The following is a 24,271-nucleotide window of genomic DNA, read 5'->3' as shown; positions in this document are numbered from 1 at the left end:
GACGCTGAATACCCGGCCCGCTCACTTCGTTCGGGGCTCGTTCCGAACGTCTGTTACGAACGAACGTCGCGCTCTTCCTTCTGAAAGTCCGCGTTGATCGCCACGCCGGCCTTGGCGCCCTCGGCGGCGGCGACGATCACGAACTGCACATCGCGCGACGCGTCGCCGGCGAGGTAGACGTCCCTGACCTGCGTGCGCTGGCGGCTGTCGCGGTGGATGCCGCCCTTCTCGTTACGCACGCACCCGACGCTGAAGGGCAGGTCGCTGCGTTGCACCTGGTCGGTGTTGAAGAACAGCGCGGCCACGGGCAGCGGGTCGCCGGACTCGAACACGATGCGGGCCAGGCGGTGGGGCTCGTGGTGGTGCTCGACGCTGAAGTCCTGCTTGGGATCGCCGTAGAGGGGGGCGTCGGGCGTGCCGCCGGTGATGGTCTCGAGCTTGACGATGCGCTCGGGGCGGAGGGTGATGCCGAGCTCGGCGGCACGCCGGCGCTGGAGCGTGTTGAAGCGGTGGCCGTTGGAACAGGCGGTGATGTGGGGCGACCAGGTGCGCAGGTTCATGGCGGAGCCGAGGGCCTTCTTGGGCTCGCCGAGCGCTGCGATGGGCTGGTCGGCGTACTCGTAGCCGTCGCAGTAGGGGCAGTGGTGCACGCCCAGGCCGTAGAAGGCCTCGAGGTTGGGGATGTCGGGGAGGACGTCGGTGACGCCGGTGGCCAGGAGCAGCTTGCGGCCGGTGAAGGACTCGCCGCTGAGCAGTTCGACCTTGTAGCCGGGGTTCAGGCAGTCGGCCTTGGCGACGACGCCCTGCTTGAACTGCACGCCATAGGAAGCGATCTCTTCGCGCCCCAGGCGGAGGAGCTCCATGGGCGGGATGCCGTCGCGGGTGAGGTAGTTGTGGGCCCAGCGCGAGGCGTAGTTGCGCGGGTGGCCGGCGTCGATGACCAGCACGGAGCGGCGGCAGCGGCCCAGCACCAGCGCGGCCGAGAGCCCGGCGGGGCCGCCGCCGACGATCAGGACGTCGAAGTCGCGCGGGGGAGAGGGCGGGTGAGAAGAGTGCATCAAGGCACGCGGCCTCCAGACGTCCAGCTGGCAGGCAAGTTCAGGACACGCTGGCTCATGCCCGTTTCGTACCACACAGGCATGGTGAAGCAATGAAACGACGCGGGAAGCCGGGTGGAGCGCGTGAGGTTCCGGAGTTCCCGTCGGGCGGCGAGGCGCCGTCGGCGGAGGCGTACATCCCGGCGCGGGCGGTCTCGCTGAACGTGCTGCGGAAGGCGGTGCTGGTGTGCCGCGGGTGCGGGATCTGGAAGTGCGGGACGCGTGCGGTGTTCGGCGAGGGGAACGAGCGGGCCGGCGGGGTGATGTTCGTGGGCGAGCAGCCGGGGGATGTCGAGGAGAGGGAGGGACGGCCGTTCGTGGGGCCAGCAGGCCGGATGCTGGACAAGGCGATGCAGGAGGCGGGGATCGACCGGTCCAAGGTGTACGTAACCAACGCGGTAAAGCACTTCAAGTTCGAGCCGAAGGGCGAGCGGCGAATCCATAGCAAGCCGACGTCGAGGGAGACGCAGGCGTGCCGGCCTTGGCTGGAGCGCGAGATCGCAATGGTGAGGCCGCGGGTGGTGGTGGCCCTTGGGGCCACGGCCGCGCAGTCGCTGCTGGGGGCGAAGTTCCGGGTGACTCGTGAGGGCGGGAAGCTGATTGAGGGGACGCAGTGGGCGAAGTTCGTGCTGGCGACGGGGCATCCGTCGGCGATCCTGCGGAAGCCCTCGAGCGAGGAGCGACGCGAGGCGTACGCGGGCCTGGTGCGGGATCTGCGGGTGGTGGCGGGGGTGATGGTGGGAAGAGCGCGGAAGAGCGCGTGAGCTGAACGGTGACGTGAGTTGAGGCAGCGACGTCCGTAACGAGCCCGGAACGAAGTGACGGGTGTTCGACGCACGGGCGTAAGGAGCCTTCCGCGCGAAAGGCAGCACCGCCCGCTCACTTCGTTCGGGGCTCGTTGCGAACGTCACTTGATGTCCAAAAAGAGAGCCCCCCAGCAAGGGCCAGGGGGGCTTGGAGAGAGAGAGCTTGGTTGATCTTTCTGCTGCGTGTCAGTTCATCGTCTGCTCGCCGCCTTCGCCTGTTCCGAACGTGTCTTCGCCTGGCGTGTCTTCCTGATTGCAGCGGCGGGTGCGGCCGCGGAGCTGAGGGCGGACGTCCGTCCGCGGGTGCCGTCGTGGCATCACACCGGCGGCCCGCCGCGGTCGGTGTCCTGGGTCGTAGGGCGCGCCGCACCGATGTCGGTCCGGCGCTCGGTTGGTTCCGTGGCACGCCCCATGGCCCCGCGGCCCGGCGTGACGGCAGTGGTGGAGGTGGAGGCGGGCGAGCGGTTCTCGGCCGCGGTGACGTAGTTCATGTCGATCTCGGAGGCGGGGCGTCCGCCCATTGAGTTGGGCGAGTTGACGTGGGCGCCGGGGTCAACGCCGATGCCCAGGCGATCAACGAGCTCGCCGCCGAGCCATCCGGTGACCAGGGCCAGGCCGCCGCCGAGCACCGACATTGTCAGGGCGCCGTTGGTGGGCGCGGTGGTGTCGTTGTTGTTGCGGATGACCCAGCTGATCGCGAAGCAGGTGAGGACGATGACGTTGCCGATGGCGTGCCAGAGGCCGATGGCCTTTGCCCGCGTGTTGGCGGGGATGGCGAGCCAGTCGATGACGCCCGGCACGGCCGCGATCAGCCCGGCGATCACGCCCGCCATGATCATGTAGTACGAGGCATCGGCGAGGCGGCCGTTGCCGTTGAAGCGGTAGATGATGTCGAAAATGAGCGAGGTGGCCAGCAGGCCCAGCGGGAACACGATGAGCATCTGATGGAGTGGATGTCCCGCGACCTTGGCTCTGCTTTCCATGGACACCTCCCGTGGCGACCAGAGTTGAAGGGCGCGAGGTTTGCGGGGGGTGAAACTGGCCTTGCGGCGGGGGCTACCGTGTCGGCATGGCGACGCGGATGAAGCTGAAAACGCCGGGTGATTACCTGCTGCGGCGGGATGTGTGCTCGTACGGGTACTTCCTGCTGGCACCCAACCACTGGGACCCCAGGTCGGGGGTGTTCAGCCGGGTGTGCACGCTGGGGGATGGGCCGGCGCTGGTGGAGGTGGCGCAGGAGAAGGCTGGGGGCGAGCTGGCGGTGAAGGTGGGGCGGGCGCTTCTGAAGGAAGAAAAGAAGGAGCTGACGGTCCAGCTGACCCGCATGCTGCGGCTGGATGAGGATGCATCGACGCTGCGCGAGTTCCACGCCAGCGACCCGCGCTTCGCTGGGATCGGGCGCGGGCGGCTGTTCCGGTCACCGACGCTTTTCGAGGATGTGATCAAGACGGTGACGAGCTGCAACGTCACCTGGCCGAACACGGTGAACATGAACCGGCGAATCTGCGAGGTGCTCGGTGACGCGGTCGAGGTGAAGGGCGGGAAGCGGCACGGGTTCCCGTCCGCGACCAAGCTGGCGCGGACGCGGCCGGCGACGCTGCGGGCCCGCTGCCGCGTGGGCTACCGCGATGCACGGATCGTGGAGCTGGCGAAGCTGTTCACGCTGCCCAAGTCGCGCGGGGGGATCGATGTCGGGTGGATGGAAGACCCGGCGACACCGGATGAGCCGCTGTACGAGGCGCTGATCGACCTGCCGGGGATCGGGCCTTACGCGGCCGCGAACATCCTGCAGCTGCTGGGGCGGTACCACCGGCTGCCCTGCGACACGGAGAGCGTGCGGCACGGGAAGGCGGTGCTGGGGATGACGGGGAGCTCGGCGCAGATCATGAAGAAGATCCACGAGCACTTCGCGCCGATGGGGCGGCACGCGTTCCGCAGTTACTGGTTCGAGCTGTGGGAGTTCTACGAGAAGAAGCACGGGCCGAGCTGGACGTGGGAACGTGACAGCACGGGGAAGATGTTCACGGCGGCGGAGTTGAATAAGAAGTGACGGCTTTGGGTGGCCAGCCGCTCCGCGGCGGCCTCCGCTGTTGCATGGTCTGACGCAGCACGCACAACTTCAGCACCCGTTAGTCTGTCGCGAGAAGACCGCCGCGGAGCGGCGGGGTACCCAGGACAGGAATCACGCGCTGAAGTCGATCACCCGCCCGACCTGCACGCCGGTTGCGGCCGCGTTCTTGTCCGCGGGGTGGCGGTACATCGGGAGCGTGCCGGGCGTGGGCGCGGGGGCAACGAAGTCGGGCGTCTGCTGCACCTTCGCAGCGGCGAGGCGGGCGACGTTCTGCTGGAGCGGCTGTGGGCGGTGGCCGGAGAGCTGCACGGAGTCGCCGCTGGGGCGGACGGTTACGCCGCTGGCGGTGGTGATCGGCGCGGCGGGCGCAGGGCGGACCGGCGTCGACGGCGCGTAGGCCCGAGCGATGTGGAACGGCAGCGATGGTGGGGTGGGTGACGCGTCCATGCGTGAAGGCAAGGTAGCGGGGGAGTTGGTGGTTGCCAACGCGCAAGGGTTGCGGTGGAGGGGGTGTGGGAAAACCGGAAACCGGAAACCGGAAAGCGGAGAGCGGAAGGCGAGGGGCGGGTCTGACGGGTCGGGGATGTGAAGGTGAAGGGAGCGGGAGGACACAGTGACGAAGACGTCGCCATGGCACGCAGGGTCTGCGGCCCCCGAACCTGCACCTATCATCGCCCCCTATGGCTGAGAACACTGGTGCGAACTCGTCGTCCAAGGACCCTGTGCAGCTGCTGGGGGAGCGGTTCCGCGCGGGGATCGCGGCGGCGTTCCCGCAGGCCGCTGATGCCGACCCGGCGATCTCTGCGAGCAAGAACCCGGAGTTCGGCGACTACCAGTCCAACGTGGCCATGGGGCTGGCCAAGAAGCTGGGGATGAAGCCGCGGGAGGTGGCGGAGAAGATCGTTGCCTCGGTGCAGATCGGCGATATCGCGGAGGCGCTGACCCCCGCGTCCATCGCGGGGCCGGGGTTCATCAACATCCGGCTGCGGGGCGATGCTCTGGCGGCGCTGGTGCAGCAGATGGACACGCCGTGGCTGGGCATCGAGAAGCCCGCGCGTCAGAAGACGGTGGTCGTGGACCTGATGGGCGTGAACCTCGCGAAGCAGATGCACGTGGGGCACCTCCGGTCGCCGGTGATCGGCGATGCGATCGCGCGGGCGTTCGAGCGGCTGGGGGAGAAGGTGATTCGGCAGAACCACGTGGGCGACTGGGGGCTGCCCATCGCGATGGTGACCGCACGTCTCATGAAGCTGAGCGCGGCGGGCAAGATCAACATCGACACGCTGACGCTTGATGAGCTCGATAGTGCGTACAAGACCGCGCAGCAGGAGTGCCAGCGCGACCTCGCGGGGCTGGAGGCGGTCAAGAAGTACGGCCTGGGCCCCAAGGCGGAGGCGGAGCTGGAGGCGCAGGTCGGCGGCGCGACGGAGAACTTCATCGAGGCGCGGCAGACGCTGGTGAAGCTGCAGGCGAAGGAGCCCGCGACGTACGCGGTGTGGCAGAAGATCTACAGCGTGACGATGGCCGAGTGCCTCTCGGTCTGCCGCGTGCTCAATGTGGCCGTGACGGAGGCGCACAACGCGGGCGAGTCGAGCTACGCCGATGAGCTCTCGCCCATGGTGGCGGACCTGGAGCAGCGGGGGGTGGCGGAGGTGGACCAGGGGGCGCTGGTGATCCGGCTGGACAAGCCCGAGTGGGGCGGGATCAAGGAGCCGTGCCTGATCCGCAAGACCGACGGCGGGTACCTGTACGCGACGACGGATATCTGTGCCGTGCGGCGGCGCGTGCAGAAGCTGGGGGCGGAGCGGATCGTGTACGCCGTGGATCTGCGGCAGAACCTGCACCTGCGGCAGGTGTTCTTCGCCAGCAAGCGGGCGGGGTACGCAAAGAACGCGGGCACCGGCGAGGACGCCGTGATGGAGCACGCGGGCTTCGGCGCGGTGCTGGGGGAGGACGGGCGGCCGTTCAAGACGCGGTCGGGCGAGAGCGTGAAGCTGTCGGACCTGATCGAGGAGATGATCACGCGCGCCACCGCGGCGGTGATGCAGCGCAACCCGGAGGAGGCGCCCGAGCAGGCGCGGAAGATCGCGGAGGCGGTGGGCATCGCCGCGCTCAAGTACGCGGACCTGTCGACCGACCGCGTGAAGGACTACATGTTCAGCTTCGACCGGATGCTCTCGTTCGAGGGCAATACCGGGCCGTACCTGCTCAATGCCCTCGTGCGGATCAAGAGCATCTTCCGCAAGGCGGCCGAGCGCGGCGTCGCCGGCGGCTGGGAGAGCACGCCTCCAAGCGTGAGCGCACCGGCGGAGAAGCAACTCGCCCTGGCGCTGCTGCGGTACCCGGCGACGGTGCGGAGCGTGGCGGACCTGTGCGAGCCGCACCGGATGTGCCAGTACCTGTACGACCTCGCGTCGACGTTCAGCGCCTTCTACGAGAACTGCCCGGTGCTGGCGGCCGAGACCGAAGAGCAGCGGCGCGGGCGGCTGAAGCTGGCGGCGGTGACGGGGCGCGTGCTGGAGGATGGGCTGCACGTGCTGGGGATTCCGACTCTGGAGCGGATGTAGGGGCAGGTCAAGTAGGTCTGATAGGGCCCCTACGTCCTCTAGGTCCTATCTGACCTACGGAGATGTGCGCGTCAGTTTGGACCTCTTCCGCGCATTCGCCTTTGCGAAGTCCCCCAGCGCGTCCTTGCCGATCCAGCGAGTGGTGGGGTTGTCGGAGGCGGCGAGGCGCTGGGCGAGCTCGGTGCACGCGGGCCGGAGTGAGGGGCGGCGCACCCCCATCGCCCGCAGCGCCCAGCTGACACCCTTCTTGACGAAGTTGCGATCATCATCGGCGCAGCGCTCGATCAGCGGCAGGAAGGCGAGGAACTGCTCGTCGCTCGCCCACTTGTCGTGACCGGCCAGGCCGGCAAGGGTGGCGAAGGCGGCGCGCTTGACGAACTCGTGCCTGGACTTCGCCCACGGCTCGATGCGGCCCCATGCGAGGGGCGAGCGGTCATAGAGGCAGAAGCACGCGGTGTCGCAGGTCGCCCAGTTGTCGAAGGACTTCGTCCACCCGTCCATCTGCTTGACAGTGAGGGCGGCGGGGTCGGCGATGAAGCAGGCGATGAACTGCGCCTCGTAGACGCCGCTGTCCCAGAGCTTCTGGGCGAGTGCGTGGTCCTGGCCGATCTGCTTTGCGAGCTTTCGCATCGTTGGGATGGACATGCCCAGCACGCGGAGGCCGGTGGTGATGCCGAAGCGGTCCAGCCCAGCGGCCACCTTTGGGTCGGCGTGCTGCTCGATGAGAGCGAGGGCGTCGCGGGTGTTCATGCACTGAGGAGGATACAGACATGGAAAAGGCCGCCCCGCTGCGGGACGGCCTTGGTAGTGTCCTCGAACACCCGTCTCGGGAGACGGGGTACCCATGACGGCTCAGGCGCTCTGAGCCGCCAGCCCACGCGCGCTGCCCGCGCGACGCCCCAGCACCGGCGCCTCCGCCGGGGCTTCGGCCGCGGCGTGGTCCTCGCCGAAGCGGAACAGGCGGAAGCTGTTGCCGATGACGAAGACGTCGCCCGCGAAGTGGTAGAACGCGGCCAGGGGCAGGCCGATGCTGCCGATGCTGGTGAACTTGCCCGTCGCGGCCAGCACCAGGCCCACCAGCGCAATGAGCACGCTCATCACGATGTTCTGCGAGGTGATCGCCCGCGTGCGGCGGGAGAGCTCGATGAGGAAGGGGATGCGCGACAGGTCGTCGTTCATCAGTGCGACGCCCGCGGAGTTGGCCGCGATGTCGGAGCCTTCGAGGCCCATGGCGACGCCGACGTCGGCCTCGGCCAGCGAGGGGCCGTCGTTGATGCCGTCGCCCACCATCAGGGTGCGGAAGCCGCCCTTCACCATCTCCTTGATGAGCTGGTGCTTCTCTTCGGGGAGGCACTCGGCCTCGATGGCGTCAACGCCCACGTTCGCGCCCACGCGCTTGGCGACGCTCAGGCGGTCGCCGGTGAAGATGGCGATGTAGCGGATGCCCAGGTCGCGCAGGCGCTGCACCACGTGCTTGGTGTTGTGGCGGACGGTGTCCTCCAGGCCCACGGCCCCGAGGTAGCGACCGTCCTTCATCACGTGCACGCCGGTCATGCCCTCGATCTTGGACTCAACGCCCTCGACCTCGGCGCGGATGCCCGGGTTGAGCTCCATGAGCCAGGAGGCGCGCCCGACGCAGATCTCTCCGAGCCCGGTGCGGGCGCGGACGCCGCGACCGTGGATCTCTTCGGTGTTGGTGCTGCCGTCCACGGCGATGCGGGCGGCGCGGGCGGTGGTGAGGATGGACTGTGCGAGCGGGTGGTTGCTGTGCTGCTCGCCGTTGGCGGCCGCGGTGAGGAGCTCGGCGCCCTCGACGCCCGTCGCAGGCGCGAGCTTGGTGACCTGGAACTTGCCCGTGGTCATGGTGCCGGTCTTGTCCATGACGACGGCGGTGACGTTGCCCGCGGCCTCGAGGTAGTTGGGCTGCTTGATGAGGATGCCCAGGCGGGCCGCCGCGGCGAAGGCCGCGAGCATGGCCGAGGGGCTTGCGAGCAGCAGGGCCGAGGGGCAGGCGACGACGAGCACGGTCACGGCGGTGAGCATGGCGTCGCGCTTGACGGCCGGGTCATTCGACTGGCTCATCACGAACCAGGCGATGGCCGCGACGGAGAGGACGACGGGCACGAAGAAGCTGGCCACCTGCTCGATGAGCATCTGGCGGGGGGTGCGGCTCTGCTCGGCCTGGCGGATGAGCTGCGTCACGCGACCGATCGTGGTGTCGGCGCCCACCTGCGTCACCTGAATGTCGATGTTGCCGGTGAGGTTGCTGGTGCCGGCGTACACGGCGTCGCCAACGGTGACTTCGACAGGGGCCGATTCACCGGTGAGCGAGGCCTGGTTGAGCGTGGAGCGGCCGGTGATGATGCGCCCGTCGACGGGCAGGTTCTCGCCCGAGCGCACGCGGACGATCTCGCCGACCTTGATCTCGCGGAGGGAAACGCCCTCGAGCTCCGCGCCGTTGCGGACGACGCGGGCGACGTCGGGGGTCAGCTTGACGAGCTGCTCGATGGCCCGCTGGGCGCCACTGGCGCTGCGGCGGACGAGCTGGCCGAAGACGACGAGGATGAAGGCGAGCCAGCCGGCCGTGGTGTATTCACCGATGGCGAGGGCGGCGACGATCGCCAGGGCGGCGAGGGAGGAACTGCTGATCTTGAGCGAGCGCAGCTCTGTGACGGCCGCCATGAAAAGGGGGATCGCGAGGAGCACCGCGCCGATCATCGCCGGCAGCTTGGCGATCTCCGAGCTGCCCGTTCCGAAGATGGTGGCGATGGTGGTCGCGAGCACCAGGATGCCGCCCACGAGCGTGAAGAGGATCCAGCGCTCGATGGAGATCTCGTGGTGCGAGCAGCACGTGGGGTCGCTGGGGTCGTGCACGTGGTCATGCTTGTGGGAGTGCGCGTGAGGTGCGGCGGCGGCGTGATCGTGAGCCATGATCGGGGCTGCTCCAGTCGATCCATGAACCAGAGGAACTACAGGCCGCGGCGAGAAGGCCGCGGGGGGCTAACAGTATCGCAACCTCCGCCGCCGGTGTCCTGTGGATGGGGATACCGACGGCGCGGGCGGGCGACCGGTACCATTACGCCCTGCCCCATCAGCCGGTTCGAGCCGGGTTTTGATCGGGGTGTCTTCAAGGGCGGGCGCGCCCTCCCCTCAACAGGAAGCCTGACCATGGCCCAGCGCAAAGGCCGCGCGAGTTCGCAGAATGATGACCGTCCGGTGGTGACGGTGCTGGGCCCGGGGCAGATGGGGCTGGTGTGCGCGGGGCTGCTGGCGGCGGGGGGGACGGGGCCGGTGCCGACGGACGTGGAGCCCTCGGGGGGCAGGCCGTTGTGCCGCCCGGTTCGGGTGAAGCTGTGGGGGCACGATGATGTCGAACTGGGGCGTTTGTCCCAGACGCGCAAGAGCCCCCGTCTGGAGGGGTTCCGGCTGCCTGATGAGGTGGAGGTGGTGCTCAGGGATGACGCGGCGGTGGCGGACGCCTCCCTGATCGTGTCGGCGATCCCCGTGCAGTACATCCGCGATGTGTGGACGCGCCTCTCGCCGCACGTGCCCGCGGGGGCGGGGGTGCTGAGCGTCGCGAAGGGCATCGAGAACATGACGCTGCTGCGGCCGACGCAGGTGGTGTCCGATGTGCTGCGGCAGACGGGGAAGGACAACCCGGACGCGAGGCCGCGGCGGTACGCGTGTCTGTCGGGGCCGACGATCGCGGCGGAGCTGTCACGGTGCCTGCCCGCGGCCATGATCGCGGCAAGCGATGACCTTGCGTTTGCGCGCGAGGTGCAGTGCCTGTTCGGCAACTCGTGGATGCGGATCTATACCAACCCGGACATGCTGGGCGTGGAGCTCGCAGGTGCGGTGAAGAACGTGATCGCGATCGCGGCGGGGATCGTTGACGGCCTGCAGGCGGGCAACAACGCCAAGAGTGCGCTGCTGGCGCGGGGGCTGGCGGAGATCGCGCGGCTGGGGCTGGCGATGGGGGCGCAGCATGACACGTTCTTCGGCATCGCGGGCGTGGGTGACCTGGCGACCACCTGCTTCTCGCCCGAGGGCCGTAACCGCTCGTGCGGCGAGGCGTTGGGGAAGGGCGTGAAGCTGGCGGACTACCTGCGGACCTCGCCGTACGTCGTCGAGGGTGTGGCGACGACGAAGTCGGTGATGGAGCTGGCGCGGAAGTACCGCGTGGACATGCCGATCACGAGCGCGGTGCACGCGGTGCTGTTCGAGGGCATGGACCCGATTGAGGCCATCGGGCAGCTGATGGCGCGGGAGATGAAGGCCGAGAAGGTGGGATGAAGCACCGGCTGGAGATCGAGGGCTGGATACGGGTGGTGCTGTGGTGCACCATCGCGACCATCCCGCTTGCGGTGCTGGTGCTGGTGGTGGCAAAGGCGACGTGGGTGGTCGTTCTGCCGGGGCTCGGCGTCGCGGTGATCGCGGGCGCGGCCCTGTTCGTCATCCTTGAGAACATCCAGCGCATTCACTACCAGTCGCGGGTGGGTAAGGCGTGCGTGCGGTGCGCGTACGACATGCGCGACAACCTTGAGGGCACGTGCCCGGAGTGCGGGCTGGAGCGGGCGGCGCAGGTGCCGTATGAGATACCGGCGTCGATGCTGCGGCGGGTGGGGATGCTGCTTGGGGGCGTGGTGGTGCTCGGGCTGCTGGCGCGTTTCGGTATCGTGTGGCTGCCGCGGTTGTAGTCGCGGCGGGAAGTGTCTGCCGGCGCGTCCAGGTGATGTGGTCGAGCGTTCTAGGAGGCTGATCATGAACACGGGTGTGCGTTTGCTCACGGGTTTGCTGGTCGCGGTTTGCCTCGGGCTTGTGGCTGGGTGCGCCGGCCGCCCCGCAGAGCGTGCGCCGGAGCACCCGAGTGCTTCCGTGCCGCTCCGCACGTCGGTGAAGGTCGACGAGGCGAAAGCGCGCGAGCACGCCGTGGCCGGACACCAGGCCTTCGCCGCCCAGGACTTCGAACGGGCGGCGGCGGAGTACGGCGCGGCCATCGACGCCGGCTACGACGCCCTGATCGTGCACTTCCGCTACGGCTATTCCATGCACGTCACCGGTCACCCGGCCCAGGCCCTCCCGCATCACATCAAGGCGGTGGAGATCCCGAACCCTGCGTTGAAGATCGACGCGATGTACAACGCGGCGTGCGCGTGTGCGCTGCTGGGTCGCAAGGATGAGGCGCTGTCGTGGCTGTCGAAGGCGATCGACGCGGGCTTCAAGGACCTGGAGCAGGTCCTGCAGGACCACGACCTGGACTCGCTGCGGGGGAATGCGGAGTTCCAGCGGCTGGTGCGGTCGATTCCAAGCGGGCGCTGACGCACCTTCGGCTCAACGGGATGACTTGCGGGCTTTGGGTCGCGCGCGTGCCGACGACGCGGCGGGCTTAGGCGTCGTGATGCCGAGAGGCTTCAGGCGTGGATCGCTCCAGCCAAGGCCCTTGCGCTTCCGCGCGATGGTGAGCGCGAGGTCGACGGGCGTGCGGCCGTCCTCGTCCTTTAGATCGACCCGGCCGCCGTGGTCGACGATGAGTTGCATGCACTTCGCCACGGCATTCACAGTGCGCCGCTCTTCCTTCTCGTACGTTTGATGCACGAAGACGCAGGCGTGCAAGGCTGTGCTCTTCCCGAGGCCCTGATGATTGGGGTCAGCACCGTTCTCGAGCAGGAACTTGACGTTCGCGACCGTCCATTCATGGCGGCGAGCATGAGTGCGGAGTAACTGCCCCAGTTCGGCACGTTCCAGTCGATGCCGCGGCTTTGCAGGAGCTCCATCAGCCACTGCGGACCGCACGAGCCCACCTCGACGGCGACAGGAGTTACGAACCCGCCCGGCGGTTTGATGGAGGCGCCCCGGCGCACAAGTTCGCCGATCGCCCACCAGTCGCCCCTGATCTGCGCGAAGTACAGGGGCGTCCACCCGCCAGTCCCATTCCCGTCAGGGTCCAGCCCGGCCTTGATGTACTTGCGAATGTTGAACTGCGGCGACGAAAGGTCGTACACCGGGTCGATGGCGGGCATCTTCGCCTTGGTGGAGGCTGCATTGGTGGCCGCTGCCTTGGTGCTCTTCGTCTTCATGACTGTCTTCCTCACGCTGGAACCTCTTTGGTTGGTCGGCCCGGAAGCGGACGGGTCAGTGCTCACACCACCACCGCCGGCGTCTCCACCTCCGCCACCCAGTCCGTAACGCTTGGGTCGGGCAGCTTGTCGGATACGCCGGGCACGCTCAGGTGCTTGAGCATGTTGAGGCACTGGGCTCGGTGGTGCATCGCGTGCGTGCAGATGTGCACGATCACCGCGCCGTGCGTGAAGGTGTAACGCTTCTTGGTGCCGTCCTCGCCGGGCCAGTCCAGGTGGACGGTGTCGGCGAAGTGGCTGGCGCGGCTGGCCTGCACGGTGGCCGCGAGATCACGCTCGGCTACGTCGAGCAGCTTCAGCAGCTCCGCGGGCGTGCGGTCCATGGCTTCGGTGGGGATATGCGGGTACTTGGGCACGCTGTGCAGCATGGGGCGGGGCGTGCGCCCGGCGAGGCGGTCGGTCCAGCGGCGGGTCGCGCTGATGATGTGGGTGAGGTTCTCGTGCAGCGAGCCCAGGCCGATGGGGAACTTCTGGTGGAACTGCTCGCGGGTGAGCTTCTCGCACAGGTGCAGGACGGTGCGGGTGGCCCAGGCGTCGTGCCGAAGCAGGATGTCGGTGGGGTCAGTCGTTGCCATTGAGTCCTCTTCGTTCGCCCCAGCGTCAGTCCGCCAGCGGCTCCAGCATCGCCACGATCTTCTCGAGGTTGCCGCGGTTGTCGAACACCTTCTCCGCCGCCTTGCGCCGCTCGTGCAGGTACATCTCGCCCGCGCCCGGGTGGGTGGCTTCCATCCGGTCCACGAACTTCCACTCCCGCTCGCTCAGCTTGAGCTCCCCGCCCGCGGTCAGGGACGGGCTCCGCCGCGGCGTCTTCCGCGGCTTGCCCTCGAACTTCGCCAGCCGCATGCGGGCGTAATCGATCGCCCGCAGCCCCATGGGGTCGCGGGCGTTGGGGTCGGCGCCGTACCGCAGCAGCACCTCGACCACGTCGGCCATCACGGTGAAGTTGCGCACGAGACGGATGATCGCGGGCGTGCCGCCCTTGGTGCACCAGTTGGGGTCAGCCCCCCACGACAGCACCTCGTTCACCTGCTCGGCGTCCGCCTTCTTCACCCGCAGGATGAGCAGGCGGCGCTTGTGGGAGTCGGGCAGCTTCTTGAGGAACTCGTCGCCTTCGTTCATGGTGGCCTCCGCGCGCCAGTCTACCGCGACAATGCCGCTGGACACCATCCGTTTCACCGCGGCCCGGGTGAGAAGAGGTCCCCCAGCGCCGACTGGAGTGTCGGGAACAGAAACTGGAACCCCTCCTCGCGGAGGCGACGGGAGACGCAGTACCGCCCGTAGAGGGCCAGCTCGGGGTCGGTCCGCATCACCAGCGGTGCGCCCAGCCGGACCAGGAACGCCGGCGCGGGCAGGCCGATGGGCATCCGCACGGCCCGGCGCAGCTCGCGCATGAACTCGCGGTTGCTCACCGGGTGCGGGGCGGTGGCGATGTACACGCCCTCCATGGCGGGGCGGTCGATCGCCCGCTCAAACAGCGCGTTCATGTCCGCCTCGTGGATCCAGCTCATGCCTTGGCGGCCGTGCCCGGTGTGGCCGCCCAGGCCCAGGCGCGCCAGGCGTGCGAGCTTGGTGAGGGCGCCGCCGTTGCGCCCGAGCACGAAGCTGGTACGTAACACGACCCCGCGCGTGCCCAGCGGCAGGGCCTGCTCGAACGCCTCTTCCCACGCGCGCCCGACCGTGGGCGCAAGGCCGTAGCCGAACGCGCTGTCCTCGTCGCACACGGCCTCGGGCGGATCGCCGTAGATGTGGGCGGTGCTCATCTGCACCCAGACGCTGGGAAACTTGCCGCGCTCGCGGAGTGCCTGCCCCAGCACGCGCGTCGCCTCCACGCGCGAGCGGAGGATCTCATCGCAGTGGTCGGGCGTCTTGATGCAGTCGACCGTGCGGCCGACGAGGTTGACCAAGGCGTCGGCGCCGTCGAGGGCTGCGGCCCACGTTCCGACCGTGCGGGCGTCCCACACCTCGTGCCGCCACGGGCCGGGGCGCAGCACGCTCCGCGAGAGGATGGTGACGCCGTAGCCCTTGCCGCTGAGGTGACGCGCGAGCGAGAGGCCCAGAAAGCCGCTGCCCCCCGCGATGACCACGCGCGGGCCAGTCGTCACTTCTTGCCCTTCACCTTCTGAACGACGAACAGCACAATGATGACGATCAGCAGAACGCCGACGATCTTGCCCATGTGCTGGGAGACCGCAAACTCGGAGTCCCCCGCGGGCCGCTGGGCTTGCGCCATGGTGGTTGTAAGCATGGTCGCAGTGTACAGACGCCCGCCGGGTCCGTTGAGCGGCGGTTCCGCACCCTAGGCTTGCCCATGCTCGCGGCCAGCGACGTTCACTTCAGCTACCCGCGCCGCACGGTGCTCCAGGGCGTCACGGCCGAGTTCCCGGCGGGCGTGGTCACCGCCCTCATCGGCCCCAACGGCGCGGGCAAGAGCACGCTCCTGCGGCTGCTGCTCGGCCTGGTGCGGCCCGCCGATGGACGCGTCACGCTCGGCGAGCGTGCCGTCGCATCAATCCCTGACCGCGAGCGCGCGAAGCTGATGGCCTACGTCCCCCAGCACAGTCAGGTCGCGTTCCCCTTCACCGCCGCGGAGGTCGTGCGTCTGGGCCGCTACGGCGCGGGCGAGGGGGGGGCCGACGCGCTCGTGCCCCAGGCTCTCGCGAAGCTCGACATCGCCGATCGCGCCGGCGATCTCTTCGGGCAGCTGAGCGCCGGCCAGCAGCAGCGCGTCACGGTCGCCCGCGCCCTCGCTCAGCTTGAAGGCCACCCGGGCCCCCAGTACCTCATCGCGGATGAGCCTGTCTCGGCCATGGACCCCAGCCACGCCCTCCGCACCATGGACGTGCTCCGCGACCTCGCGGCCAAGGGCTCCGGCGTCGTCGTCGTCCTGCATGATCTGAGCCTTGTTACGCGGTATGCCAACCGAGTGGTGGTGCTCGATTCGAGCGGCAGGGTGGCCGCGGGCGGGCCCACGCGCGACGTGCTCACCCCCGAGCTGCTCCAGCGGGTCTACGGCGTCACCTTCCAGCGGCTGATCGACCCCGCCGCCCCCGACCACCCCGGGGTGCTCGTGCCCGCCCGTCCCGTATAATCGGGCGGCGTGAACAACCTCAACATCAACTGGCATCTGGTCCTCGTGATCTTAATCGCGCTCAGCTCGCTGATCGTGAAGATCGTCACGGCTATGCGCGAACAGGCCGAGAAGCGCGAGCGCCAGCGCCGCAAGGAGCAGGCCGAGCTCGACGCCCTCCGCACCGGCCCGCGGGCGGGCGCCCCTGTCGAGACCCCCACGCTCCCCCCGCAGGTGCAGGCCCAGCAGTCGGCCCGGGCCACGCTGGAGGAGATGGCCGCGAAGCGGCGGGCGCAGATCGAGGAACTCCGCCGCCGGCGCGCCGCCGCCGGTGGGGCAATCACGGTGCCCCCGCCGCCCCAGCCCGCGCCCCAGCGGATGCCTGAACCGCGTCCCATGCCCGAGCGGACCACGCGTCCGACGCCCACGGCCATGCCCTCCAAGGAAGGCGGGGAGTCGGCCCGGCGGGTTAAGGCCGAGTCCGAACGTCAGCAGCGGGTGCAGCAGAACCGCGAGCGCCAGGCCCGTGTGGAAGCCGCGAACAAGCAGCGTGAATCGGCCGAGCGGGACCGCACGGCTCGCGACTCCCGCCGCCGCAACGAGCGTCGCGAGGTCGCCAACCGCGAGGCCGAGGCCAAGACCCGCGCCGCCGTCGAGGCGATTGAGCAGCGGGCCGCCGCCGTGCGCGGCACGAGCGAGCCTGAGCCCGCGCCTGCCAAGCCGCAGGCCGCCCGCCCGATCGGGCGGCGTGACCTGGTGCTCAACCCCCGGGAAATCCGGCGGGCGATCGTGCTCCAGGAGTTGCTCGGGCCGCCCATGGCCCTGCGGCAGTAAGTAGCGTGACGGCGGGTCGGCAGTCACACCCGCCCGTCCGTATACTCGCGGCCCATGCAGCACCGCCGGCTCCTGCTCCTCGTGCCCACCCTTCTGCTGCTCGCCAGCGCCGCGACACTCACCGGTTGCGAGGCCATCGGCGTCGAGATGAAGCCCGGCGCCAAGAGCGTGCTCGAGGCTTTCGCCCCGCCCAGCCCTGCTGACGCGGCCAAGTGGGCCGTGGACCCCTATGACCCTGATAAGCGTTACCGCGGCACGCTGCTGCTCGCCAACGCCCCCTTCGCGGGCGAGCCGGTGTATATCCAACTGTTTGTGGACAACGTGAAGGACACCGACCCGGGCGTCCGCGCCGCCGCGGCCCGCGGGCTGGGCACTCACGGCGCTCCCGAGCACGCGCCGCTGCTCATCGAGCGCCTGAGCGATGAAGACCCGATGGTCCGCACCGAGGCCACCCGCGCCCTCCAGCGCATCCACAGCACCGCCGCGATCGAGCCCCTGATGGCGCGCCTCGACGTGGAGAAGGAGACCGAGCCGGGCGTGCGCATGGAGGCCGCGAGCGCTCTGGGGCAGTACCCCGAGAACCGCGTGGTGGAGGCGCTGATCAAGGCCCTCGCCGACGAGAACCTCGCGGTCAACCGCAACGCCCAGGCCTCGCTCCGCACGCTCACCGGCCAGGACTTCGGCATCGACCGCGCCCTGTGGCTCTCGTGGTACGGGTCGAACCAGAACCTCTTCGCCGCCCGCAGCGTGTACGTCTACCCCGTCTTCAACCGCGGCAAGAAGTGGTGGGAGCACATCCCGTTCATGCCCGGCCCGCCCAACGAGCAGGCGGGCGTGCCGGTGGGGATGGTTCCCGGGACGGTGAAGTAGGTGCCGGTTTGCAAGCCGCGGTGAGCGCCGCGGGTTCGCTCATCACTTCGGCCGCGGGACCTCGCGCTCGACCCACTCCCGCAGCAGCTGGTTGAACCGCGCGGGCTCGTCCATCATCAGGAAGTGCGACACGCCCTCCCACGTGTGGTACTCGAGGTCGGGAACCAGCCCCTCCACGTGCGTGCGGTACCCCTCGGTCCAGAACGGCGACTTCGCCATCACCGCGAGCACCGGCACCTTGATCGGGTCTTCGGTCCAGATCGACGGGTCAGCCGCGGCCTCCATCGTGCGGACCATCACGTTCTGCGGCGTCGCCGCCATCGACGCCTTCACCCGTTCGCGCATGGCGGGGTCCTTCATCGGGGCGAGCATCGGCGTGAGGAACTGGTCGATCCACGTGCGGTACTCCGGGCCGCGCAAGGGCTGGAGGAACTGGTCCATCATCTCGGGCGCGAGCATCGGCCGCAGTGCGCCATCGACCACCACCAGGCCGAGCGTCTTCTCCGGGAAACGGCGGTAGAACTGCCGCACCAGCGGCGTGCCATTGCTGTGCCCGACGAGCACCGCCTGCGCGACGCCCCCGTCCTGCATCACCGCCGCCACGGCGCCGGCCTGCGAGTCCATCGTGTAGCTGCTGTCGGGCTTGTCGCTGCCGCCGTGCCCCGGCAGGTCGACCGCGATCAGCGTGAAGCGGTCGCGCAGCCCCGGGTCGTTCATCTGGGCTTCCCAGAACGAGCCGCGGCTGGCCCACCCGTGCACGAACACGATCGCCGGCTGGCCGCGCCCGCGGACCTCGTACGCGACCTTCGAGCCCTCGTAGGTCGCGCTGTGCGTGCCCTCGGGCACGCGTCGCCCGGCGCAGCCACCAGCGCCGAACGCAAGGACAACGACGAGGACAACCGACAGCAGAGACAGGAGGCGGGTCATGGTTGTACTCCCACGGGTTCGCGAGTAGACACCGGAACGGGGTGTCGCGCCAGCAGCGTAGGGTTTCGCGGAGCAGTGCGGCCGTCAAGCCCAATCGAGCTCATCGGCCATGGCCAGCAGTTTCAGCGTTGTGTTCCAGTTGCGGGCCGTGCCCACGCCCACCGCCTTCTCGACCCCCGCCAGAGATAGCTTGGACTTGCCGACGCCGTCGGGGAAGTCGATGAAAACCTCACGCCCGACCAGGCGCAGCTGCTCGTTGCCCCGCTTCACCTGATCGAGCGCCGCGCCCGCACCCGCGGAGGGCTTGCCCTGCAGGTAAACCACCAGCAGCTTCGCAGGCTCGTTCTCCGCTCGCGCCGCGAACGGGTTGGCCGCGACGGCCATGTGCAGCTCGGCACGGGTCCGCAGCACCACCGCCGGACGGAACCCGCCTGCCTGCTCGATCTCGCCCTCGAGCTTCGCGGCGACGCTGGCGAGCCCGGGCCCCGCCCAGCGGAACACCACATTCCCCGACTGGATGTACGTCCGCACATCCAGCATCCCCACCCGCTCGCAGCACTCGCGCAGCACCTGCATGGGCAGCGAGCGGGTCGAACCGACGTTGATGCCGCGGATGAGCGCGACCCCGATGGCCATAGGGCCGCGAGCATACAGTGGGCCATTCGCTCGGGGCGCGGCGTCCACAGGGGCCGCCGCTGAGAAGCACCCGTGGAACCTGATCCGGTTCGCACCGGCGTAGGGAAGCGATCAGTGGACCAAGAACAACATCCCGACCTCGCCCAGCTGCGCGCCCTCGCCGAGCGCGCCGTCACCGAGGGCCGCTGGACCCTCCGCCTCACCACCCACGTCGCCCTGGGCGGCCTGGGATCGGTGGGCATCATGCCTACCCGCGGGGGCGAGGCCGTGGTGGTCCGCTTCTGGGACTTCAACGGCGACGTCCAGCGCCTGCAGTCCGGCAACGCCGGCGAGCTCAAGCCCACCATCCACGAGCGGCAGTTCACCGCCAATCCTGAGAACAGCCGCAGCCTGATCGGCCAGCTCGCGCTGCTCAACGTGCCGGTGCTGCCCGCGCCCGGCGGGCTCACGGTCGACGGCGTGCTCTACGAGATCTACTGCGAGCGGGGCCAGCATTCCACCACCATGCGGTGGGTGAGCACGGCCCCCAAGGGCTGGGAGACCGTGGCCGTGTGGTTCCAGGCCGCATGGGCGGGGCTGTCCAACGGCATCGGTGGTTCCGCGACCGAAACCGATGAGAGCAACGACTGAACGAACGAACCGGGCCAGCGAGGCCATCGACCGAGGCTTGACCAATGACCAATACCGCACCAACGACGCGACTCCGCCTGCCCCTCCACGGCGCCCGCAACCCCGGCAATGATGGCGGCGTGACGACGCCTGGGTCCTTCGCGCTCCGGCACGATGTCGGAGGTCCGCTGATGTTCGCCAGCCCTGATACCCCCGGCATGCCGCGGGCCAGCGATAAGACGGCTTGGGACTTCCTGCCCGAGGGATGGTCGGTCGAGCGCACCGACGCCGCGGGCGCGGCCGACTGGAAGAGCACGAAGGCGGGCCTCGCGTGGATGGGGCGAGTGGCGAGCGCGAACCCGAATGTGCCCGATGCCGAGGCCGCGCCAGAGAACGACGGCCCGCGGGGCACCACCGCCTGCTCCTGCTGCAAGAACGAGGCGACCAAGCAGGTCGAGTTCACCACCGCGCGTGGCGAGCACGTCCGCGTCACCTACCCGCGGGCGTTCACGCCGGTTACCCAGCTCGAGTTCGCCCGCCTCGGCGTTGTCACACCGCAGATGCGCCGCGTTGCGGAGCGCGAGCCGCACTTCGAGACGCTCTTCCCCGGCAGGGCCGCCGAGGCCGTGCGCGACGAGGTGGCCGCGGGGCGCATGGTGATCCCCGCGAACGTGAACCACTTGAGACATCGCCTGGACCCCATGTGCATCGGGCGGGCCAGCCGCACCAAGATCAACGCCAACATGGGCGCGAGCCCGGTCTCCAGCGGCACCGACGAGGAAATCGAGAAGCTCGACTGGGCGGTGAAGTGGGGGGCCGACACGGTGATGGACCTCTCCACAGGCGGCGACATCGACGCCTGCCGCGAGGCTTTCTGCCGGCACTCCACCGTGCCGATCGGTACCGTGCCGATCTACTCGATGATCATCGGCCGCAAGATCGAAGACCTCGACTGGCCGACCATCGAGGCGAGCCTGCACCACCAGGCGCGTCAGGGTGTGGACTACTTCACCATCCACGCGGGCGTCCGCCGCGCCCACCTCAAGTACGTCAAGAACCGCCTCATCGGCATCGTCAGCCGCGGCGGGTCGCTTCTGGCTAAGTGGATGCTCGTCCACAACCAGGAGAACATCATGTACACGCGCTGGGAGGAGATCTGCGACATCCTCCGCCAGTACGACGTGACGTTCTCTATCGGCGACGGCCTCCGCCCCGGCGGCCTCGCCGACGCCACCGATGACGCCCAGCTCGCCGAGCTCGAGACCCTCGGCGAACTGACCGAGCGCGCCTGGCGCCGCGGCGTGCAGGTGATGATCGAAGGCCCCGGCCACGTGCCCTTCGATCAGATCGAGTACAACGCCAAGGTGCAGCGCACGCTCTGCCACGGCGCCCCGTTCTACGTGCTCGGCCCGCTCGTGACCGACATGTTTCCCGGCTACGACCACATCACCAGCTGCATCGGCGCTACCAGCATGGCCTACCACGGCGCGGCCATGCTCTGCTACGTGACGCCCAAGGAGCACCTGGGCCTGCCCAAGAAGGACGACGTGAAGCAGGGCTGCATCGCCTACAAAATCGCCGCCCACGCCGCGGACGTCGCGCTCGGCATCCCCGGCACCCGCGACCGCGACGACGAGCTCACTAAGGCTCGGGCCGCGCTCAACTGGGAGAAGCACTTCGAGCTCTCCTTTGACCCCGACACCGCCCGCGCCTACCACGACGAGGACCTCGACGTCGACACCGACTTCTGCGCCATGTGCGGGCACGACTGGTGCAGCGTCCGCATCAGCAAGGAAATCCAGGAGTTCGCCAGCGGCAAGGCCGAGGGCTTCGAACGCGTGGGCGCGAACGGTCGCGTGGGCGCCGCGGTGAAGTCCGCCGCGCTGACCCCCGAGCAGCAGGCCATCCTCGAGAAGCGCGGCGTGCTCAGCCCTGAGGAGATCCACAAGCTCGCGAGCAAGACGAAGAAGGCGATGGCCCAGCGAGCCCCGAGCGTCAGCGAGGGGTCTTCCGATGCGGACGGCAAGCTCTCTTGCCACAGCGACTACGTGGACCCCGAAACAGCAAAGCAGGTCCAGCGCGAGGTGCTCGTGCAGGTGGACGTGCGGCCGGCGCTGGGGATCCGCAAGGACGACCGGGTCATCTGAACATGGACATTGGAAGCTGGCCTGAGTGGGCAGAACTGAACTGCGATGAGTTCCGAGTGCTATGCGCGGAACTGGCCGGTGCCGTCGCGGAAGGGTCTGCGGAAGTCCTCGAGCAAACACATCCCTTGGATGGGATCATGCACGGCGGCAAGTGGGTAGATGACATGCTGTATTGGAAGATTCGCAACCTCGCAACCGGCGCAGTGTACGTGTTGGACGCAGACACCTACCACGGGTTGTGTTTATGGCATCTGGATCGATCAACTCACCTGTGACCGGTTTCAGGTCCGTCGTTGCTACAATCCTCCGTGGGCATCACCTCCCACATCATGGCCATCGAACGTATCCAGCAGCGACTCCGCCGCACCGCCGCCGCACTCGACGCCGCGGGCATCCGCTACGCCGTCGTCGGGGGTAACGCTGTTGCCGCGTGGGTGGGGCGCGTAGATCCCGGCGCGACTCGCGCCACGAAGGACGTGGACATCCTGGTCCGGCGCGCGGATGTACCCCGCATCACCGCAGCCCTGACCTCCCTCGGCTACGCCCGCGAAGACCTGCGCGACCTAGTGCTCTTCATCGACCCCGACGAGCCCAGCAAGAAGTCGGGTGTGCACCTGGTTTGGGCAGGCGAGCGCATCCGGCCATCGTACATAGTCCCCTCGCCGGACGTAGAGGAGGCAGTACGTGACCCCGAAGGTTTCTGGGTGCTGGACCTGCCCGCGCTCGTCCGTATGAAGCTCACGAGCTTCCGCCCCATCGATCAGGTGCACGTGGCCGACATGCTGTCAGTGGGCCTCGTCACGGAGCCCGTGCGTGCGTCGCTGCCCCCGGATCTCCGCGCGCGGCTGGCCCAGGTGGAGCAGAGCGCGGACCAGTAGAGCCATGTTCGGTACCAAAAAACAGAAGGACCCCAAGCCCCTCCCCACCCGCGTCACCATCGAGGGCGACGACGTGCACGTCTTCGCCGGCGACACCCTCATCGAGTCCTTCCGCTGGCCCGACCTCGTCTCCGTGAGGGCCTGGAAGCAGGACTGCTGGGGCGTCGACCGCATCTGGCTCGGCTTCGATGTCGAGGGCAGCAGCGACCCCGTGTGCGTGCACGAGGAGATGACCGGATACGACGCCCTCGTCACCGAGATGCAGCGCCGCTGCGAGCACTACCGCGCCGACTGGTGGAGCGTGGTCGCGTTCCCCGCCTTCGATGAAAACCACACGCAGGTATGGGCGCGGCTGCCCGATCCGCCTCCAGCCGTCATCATCCGCGACGAAGTGCCCACTGACCGCGAGCACATCCACACGGTGCACTCACAGGCCTTCCCCACGCCGGCGGAAGCCAATCTGGTCGATGCTCTTCACTCCGCCCGCGCCCTCACCTTCTCGCTGGTGGCGCAGGTTCACGGCCGCGTCGCCGCCCACGTCGCCGCCAGCCCATGCACGCTGAATCAAAAGGGCGAGCCACGGATCCTGGGCCTCGGCCCCATCGGCGTGCTCCCCGAGCACCAGCGGCAGGGCCTCGGCTCCGGCCTGATCCGCACCCTCATTGCCCGCGCGGCCGACCGCCGCTTCGACGCCATCGTTGTCCTCGGCGACCCCGACTACTACGCCCGCTTCGGCTTCATCCCCGCCGAGCACCGCGCCCTCACCTGCATCTACGACCCGCCGCCGGGCGCGTTCCGCGTGCTGGAGCTGCGACCCGCCGCGCTGAAGGGATGCTCGGGGCTCGTCGAGTACCACCCTGCCTTCGCGTCATTCGTCTGAAGCGGCTGCGGAGTGAACCCCACCTAACCAAGCTCACCTGTCCTCGCAGCCGGCCACACTGATGTGCTAGCTTGTCACACATGTTCACATACGCCAGAACTACCCGTGGTCTGATCGCCCTCTCGGCTCCGGCACTACTGGCCTTTGCAGGATGCAAGGAGAAGGCCGAGAACACCGCGTCCGCCCCCCGCGCGGTGGGCAACCAGCCGGTGCAGGTAGAGAGGGCGCCCAACACCGAGAATCGCCGCGATATCCATCGAGATCTGCGAGAGCGGGCCCTCACATTCCGGGTCCCCGCAGGCACACCCCGGGTCACCCCTCATCAGGTTCACGGGATCGTCGTTGATTGGGGGATGGACATCGGTACCACAACCGTCGTGTTCATGAACGACGGATCGGCCAGTGTTTACGTCTCCGGTGGAGGTGGGGTGATCGGCGCGGGAGACCAACCGGGCGTGCGCGACGCGGGAATCAAGGTGCTGGACGAGGCTGCACAGGTGCTGCCACTCATGTCGCCCTCCCCACTCATTCCGTTACCCGGTGTAGAGGAGATGCGGTTTACGGTGATCACCGATCAGGGGCTGTTCACCGCAAGTGACTCGGTGGCACAGTTGAGCAGCGGTACGGGTCCATTCGCGGAGCTCGGTAATCGGGTTCAGGAACTGATCTTTGCGATCAGCCAGGCTGAGCGGCGTGCAAATGGCCGCTGAGGTTCCACCCCGAAGTGTCTGTGAATCTGAAGCGC

Annotated in this window: 27 protein-coding genes and 1 riboswitch; of the genes, 14 read left to right on the top strand and 13 right to left on the bottom strand. The window is 68.7% G+C overall.

Annotation, left to right across the window (positions count from 1 at the left end):
* Positions 1-53: 53 nt before the first annotated feature.
* Complete coding sequence (locus VD997_06900) at positions 54-1,058, bottom strand: NAD(P)/FAD-dependent oxidoreductase (GenBank protein HYE61707.1); 1,005 nt, start codon at positions 1,056-1,058, stop codon at positions 54-56.
* A gap of 92 nt (positions 1,059-1,150) precedes the next feature.
* Here VD997_06900 and VD997_06895 point away from each other — a divergent pair, with 92 nt between their 5' ends.
* Positions 1,151-1,861, top strand: coding sequence for a UdgX family uracil-DNA binding protein (locus VD997_06895; GenBank protein ID HYE61706.1), 711 nt, complete (start codon positions 1,151-1,153; stop codon positions 1,859-1,861).
* A 359-nt stretch (positions 1,862-2,220) separates the two neighbouring features.
* Here VD997_06895 and VD997_06890 read toward each other — a convergent pair whose 3' ends face one another.
* Positions 2,221-2,886 (bottom strand): DUF2231 domain-containing protein, encoded by a 666-nt coding sequence (locus VD997_06890; GenBank protein HYE61705.1) that lies wholly within the window; start codon positions 2,884-2,886, stop codon positions 2,221-2,223.
* A gap of 86 nt (positions 2,887-2,972) precedes the next feature.
* On the opposite strand from VD997_06890, the gene VD997_06885 reads away from it, so the two are divergent.
* Positions 2,973-3,953, top strand: coding sequence for a hypothetical protein (locus tag VD997_06885; GenBank protein HYE61704.1), 981 nt, complete (start codon positions 2,973-2,975; stop codon positions 3,951-3,953).
* A gap of 132 nt (positions 3,954-4,085) precedes the next feature.
* On the opposite strand, the gene VD997_06880 is transcribed toward VD997_06885, so the two are convergent.
* The gene (locus VD997_06880) at positions 4,086-4,421 is read right to left on the bottom strand and encodes a hypothetical protein (protein ID HYE61703.1); all 336 of its coding nucleotides are present in this window, start codon (positions 4,419-4,421) and stop codon (positions 4,086-4,088) included.
* A gap of 233 nt (positions 4,422-4,654) precedes the next feature.
* Here VD997_06880 and argS point away from each other — a divergent pair, with 233 nt between their 5' ends.
* Positions 4,655-6,541, top strand: coding sequence for an arginine--tRNA ligase (gene argS, locus VD997_06875; protein ID HYE61702.1), 1,887 nt, complete (start codon positions 4,655-4,657; stop codon positions 6,539-6,541).
* A 54-nt stretch (positions 6,542-6,595) separates the two neighbouring features.
* Here the strand turns inward: argS and VD997_06870 are convergent, their stop codons facing one another.
* Both VD997_06870 and VD997_06865 read right to left on the bottom strand, forming a co-directional pair.
* The gene (locus VD997_06870; GenBank protein HYE61701.1) at positions 6,596-7,291 is read right to left on the bottom strand and encodes a DNA alkylation repair protein; all 696 of its coding nucleotides are present in this window, start codon (positions 7,289-7,291) and stop codon (positions 6,596-6,598) included.
* Positions 7,292-7,393: 102 nt separating this feature from the next.
* Positions 7,394-9,472 carry a cation-translocating P-type ATPase gene (locus VD997_06865; GenBank protein HYE61700.1) on the bottom strand — a complete coding sequence of 693 codons (2,079 nt, stop codon included), beginning with the start codon at positions 9,470-9,472 and terminating at the stop codon, positions 7,394-7,396.
* A gap of 237 nt (positions 9,473-9,709) precedes the next feature.
* Between VD997_06865 and VD997_06860 the strand changes: the two genes are divergently transcribed.
* The 3 genes from VD997_06860 (at position 9,710) to VD997_06850 (ending at position 11,860) form a co-directional block, all read left to right on the top strand.
* The gene (locus tag VD997_06860) at positions 9,710-10,834 is read left to right on the top strand and encodes an NAD(P)H-dependent glycerol-3-phosphate dehydrogenase (protein HYE61699.1); all 1,125 of its coding nucleotides are present in this window, start codon (positions 9,710-9,712) and stop codon (positions 10,832-10,834) included.
* Positions 10,831-11,238, top strand: a complete 408-nt coding sequence (locus VD997_06855) for a hypothetical protein (protein HYE61698.1) — start codon at positions 10,831-10,833, stop codon at positions 11,236-11,238. The genes VD997_06860 and VD997_06855 overlap by 4 nt, the downstream gene beginning before the upstream one ends.
* A gap of 178 nt (positions 11,239-11,416) precedes the next feature.
* Complete coding sequence (locus tag VD997_06850) at positions 11,417-11,860, top strand: hypothetical protein (protein ID HYE61697.1); 444 nt, start codon at positions 11,417-11,419, stop codon at positions 11,858-11,860.
* A gap of 12 nt (positions 11,861-11,872) precedes the next feature.
* Here VD997_06850 and VD997_06845 read toward each other — a convergent pair whose 3' ends face one another.
* The 6 genes from VD997_06845 to VD997_06820 all read right to left on the bottom strand — a co-directional run bounded on the left by VD997_06845 (position 11,873) and on the right by VD997_06820 (position 14,923).
* Positions 11,873-12,079: a hypothetical protein gene (locus VD997_06845; protein ID HYE61696.1), complete on the bottom strand. Its 207-nt coding sequence runs from the start codon at positions 12,077-12,079 to the stop codon at positions 11,873-11,875.
* A 17-nt stretch (positions 12,080-12,096) separates the two neighbouring features.
* Entirely contained in the window at positions 12,097-12,618 is a 522-nt protein-coding gene (locus tag VD997_06840) for a hypothetical protein (GenBank protein ID HYE61695.1), read from the bottom strand.
* A 62-nt stretch (positions 12,619-12,680) separates the two neighbouring features.
* Positions 12,681-13,253, bottom strand: coding sequence for a DinB family protein (locus VD997_06835; GenBank protein ID HYE61694.1), 573 nt, complete (start codon positions 13,251-13,253; stop codon positions 12,681-12,683).
* 25 nt (positions 13,254-13,278) lie between these two features.
* Positions 13,279-13,797, bottom strand: coding sequence for a hypothetical protein (locus VD997_06830; protein ID HYE61693.1), 519 nt, complete (start codon positions 13,795-13,797; stop codon positions 13,279-13,281).
* A gap of 53 nt (positions 13,798-13,850) precedes the next feature.
* Positions 13,851-14,780, bottom strand: coding sequence for a TIGR01777 family oxidoreductase (locus VD997_06825; protein ID HYE61692.1), 930 nt, complete (start codon positions 14,778-14,780; stop codon positions 13,851-13,853).
* Positions 14,777-14,923 (bottom strand): hypothetical protein, encoded by a 147-nt coding sequence (locus tag VD997_06820; protein HYE61691.1) that lies wholly within the window; start codon positions 14,921-14,923, stop codon positions 14,777-14,779. The genes VD997_06825 and VD997_06820 overlap by 4 nt, the downstream gene beginning before the upstream one ends.
* A gap of 63 nt (positions 14,924-14,986) precedes the next feature.
* On the opposite strand from VD997_06820, the gene VD997_06815 reads away from it, so the two are divergent.
* The 3 genes from VD997_06815 to VD997_06805 are packed head-to-tail and all read left to right on the top strand — an operon-like array spanning position 14,987 to position 17,449.
* Positions 14,987-15,766 carry an ABC transporter ATP-binding protein gene (locus VD997_06815; protein ID HYE61690.1) on the top strand — a complete coding sequence of 260 codons (780 nt, stop codon included), beginning with the start codon at positions 14,987-14,989 and terminating at the stop codon, positions 15,764-15,766.
* A gap of 9 nt (positions 15,767-15,775) precedes the next feature.
* Positions 15,776-16,579 carry a hypothetical protein gene (locus tag VD997_06810; GenBank protein ID HYE61689.1) on the top strand — a complete coding sequence of 268 codons (804 nt, stop codon included), beginning with the start codon at positions 15,776-15,778 and terminating at the stop codon, positions 16,577-16,579.
* A gap of 54 nt (positions 16,580-16,633) precedes the next feature.
* Complete coding sequence (locus VD997_06805; GenBank protein HYE61688.1) at positions 16,634-17,449, top strand: HEAT repeat domain-containing protein; 816 nt, start codon at positions 16,634-16,636, stop codon at positions 17,447-17,449.
* Positions 17,450-17,491: 42 nt separating this feature from the next.
* Here the strand turns inward: VD997_06805 and VD997_06800 are convergent, their stop codons facing one another.
* Together VD997_06800 and VD997_06795 are read right to left on the bottom strand one after the other, a co-directional pair.
* Positions 17,492-18,376, bottom strand: coding sequence for an alpha/beta hydrolase (locus tag VD997_06800; protein ID HYE61687.1), 885 nt, complete (start codon positions 18,374-18,376; stop codon positions 17,492-17,494).
* Positions 18,377-18,460: 84 nt separating this feature from the next.
* The gene (locus VD997_06795; protein HYE61686.1) at positions 18,461-19,012 is read right to left on the bottom strand and encodes a DUF1697 domain-containing protein; all 552 of its coding nucleotides are present in this window, start codon (positions 19,010-19,012) and stop codon (positions 18,461-18,463) included.
* Between the two features lie 21 nt (positions 19,013-19,033).
* A riboswitch (TPP riboswitch) is annotated at positions 19,034-19,135 on the top strand.
* On the opposite strand from VD997_06795, the gene VD997_06790 reads away from it, so the two are divergent.
* From VD997_06790 to VD997_06770, 5 genes are all read left to right on the top strand, one after another.
* On the top strand, positions 19,127-19,642 hold the full coding sequence (locus tag VD997_06790; GenBank protein HYE61685.1) for a hypothetical protein: 516 nt from the start codon (positions 19,127-19,129) through the stop codon (positions 19,640-19,642). Its footprint overlaps the riboswitch before it by 9 nt.
* Before the next feature lie 44 nt (positions 19,643-19,686).
* Positions 19,687-21,768, top strand: coding sequence for a phosphomethylpyrimidine synthase (thiC, locus tag VD997_06785; protein HYE61684.1), 2,082 nt, complete (start codon positions 19,687-19,689; stop codon positions 21,766-21,768).
* A 308-nt stretch (positions 21,769-22,076) separates the two neighbouring features.
* The gene (locus VD997_06780; GenBank protein HYE61683.1) at positions 22,077-22,646 is read left to right on the top strand and encodes a nucleotidyltransferase family protein; all 570 of its coding nucleotides are present in this window, start codon (positions 22,077-22,079) and stop codon (positions 22,644-22,646) included.
* A gap of 4 nt (positions 22,647-22,650) precedes the next feature.
* A complete protein-coding gene (locus tag VD997_06775) occupies positions 22,651-23,526 on the top strand; it encodes an N-acetyltransferase (protein HYE61682.1) in 876 nt (291 codons plus the stop codon).
* A gap of 80 nt (positions 23,527-23,606) precedes the next feature.
* Entirely contained in the window at positions 23,607-24,236 is a 630-nt protein-coding gene (locus VD997_06770) for a hypothetical protein (GenBank protein ID HYE61681.1), read from the top strand.
* Positions 24,237-24,271 lie beyond the last annotated feature (35 nt).

Source organism: Phycisphaerales bacterium (genome assembly GCA_035627955.1).
GTDB lineage: Bacteria > Planctomycetota > Phycisphaerae > Phycisphaerales > UBA1924 > JAEYTB01.
This window is presented reverse-complemented; position numbering and strand designations above follow the sequence as displayed.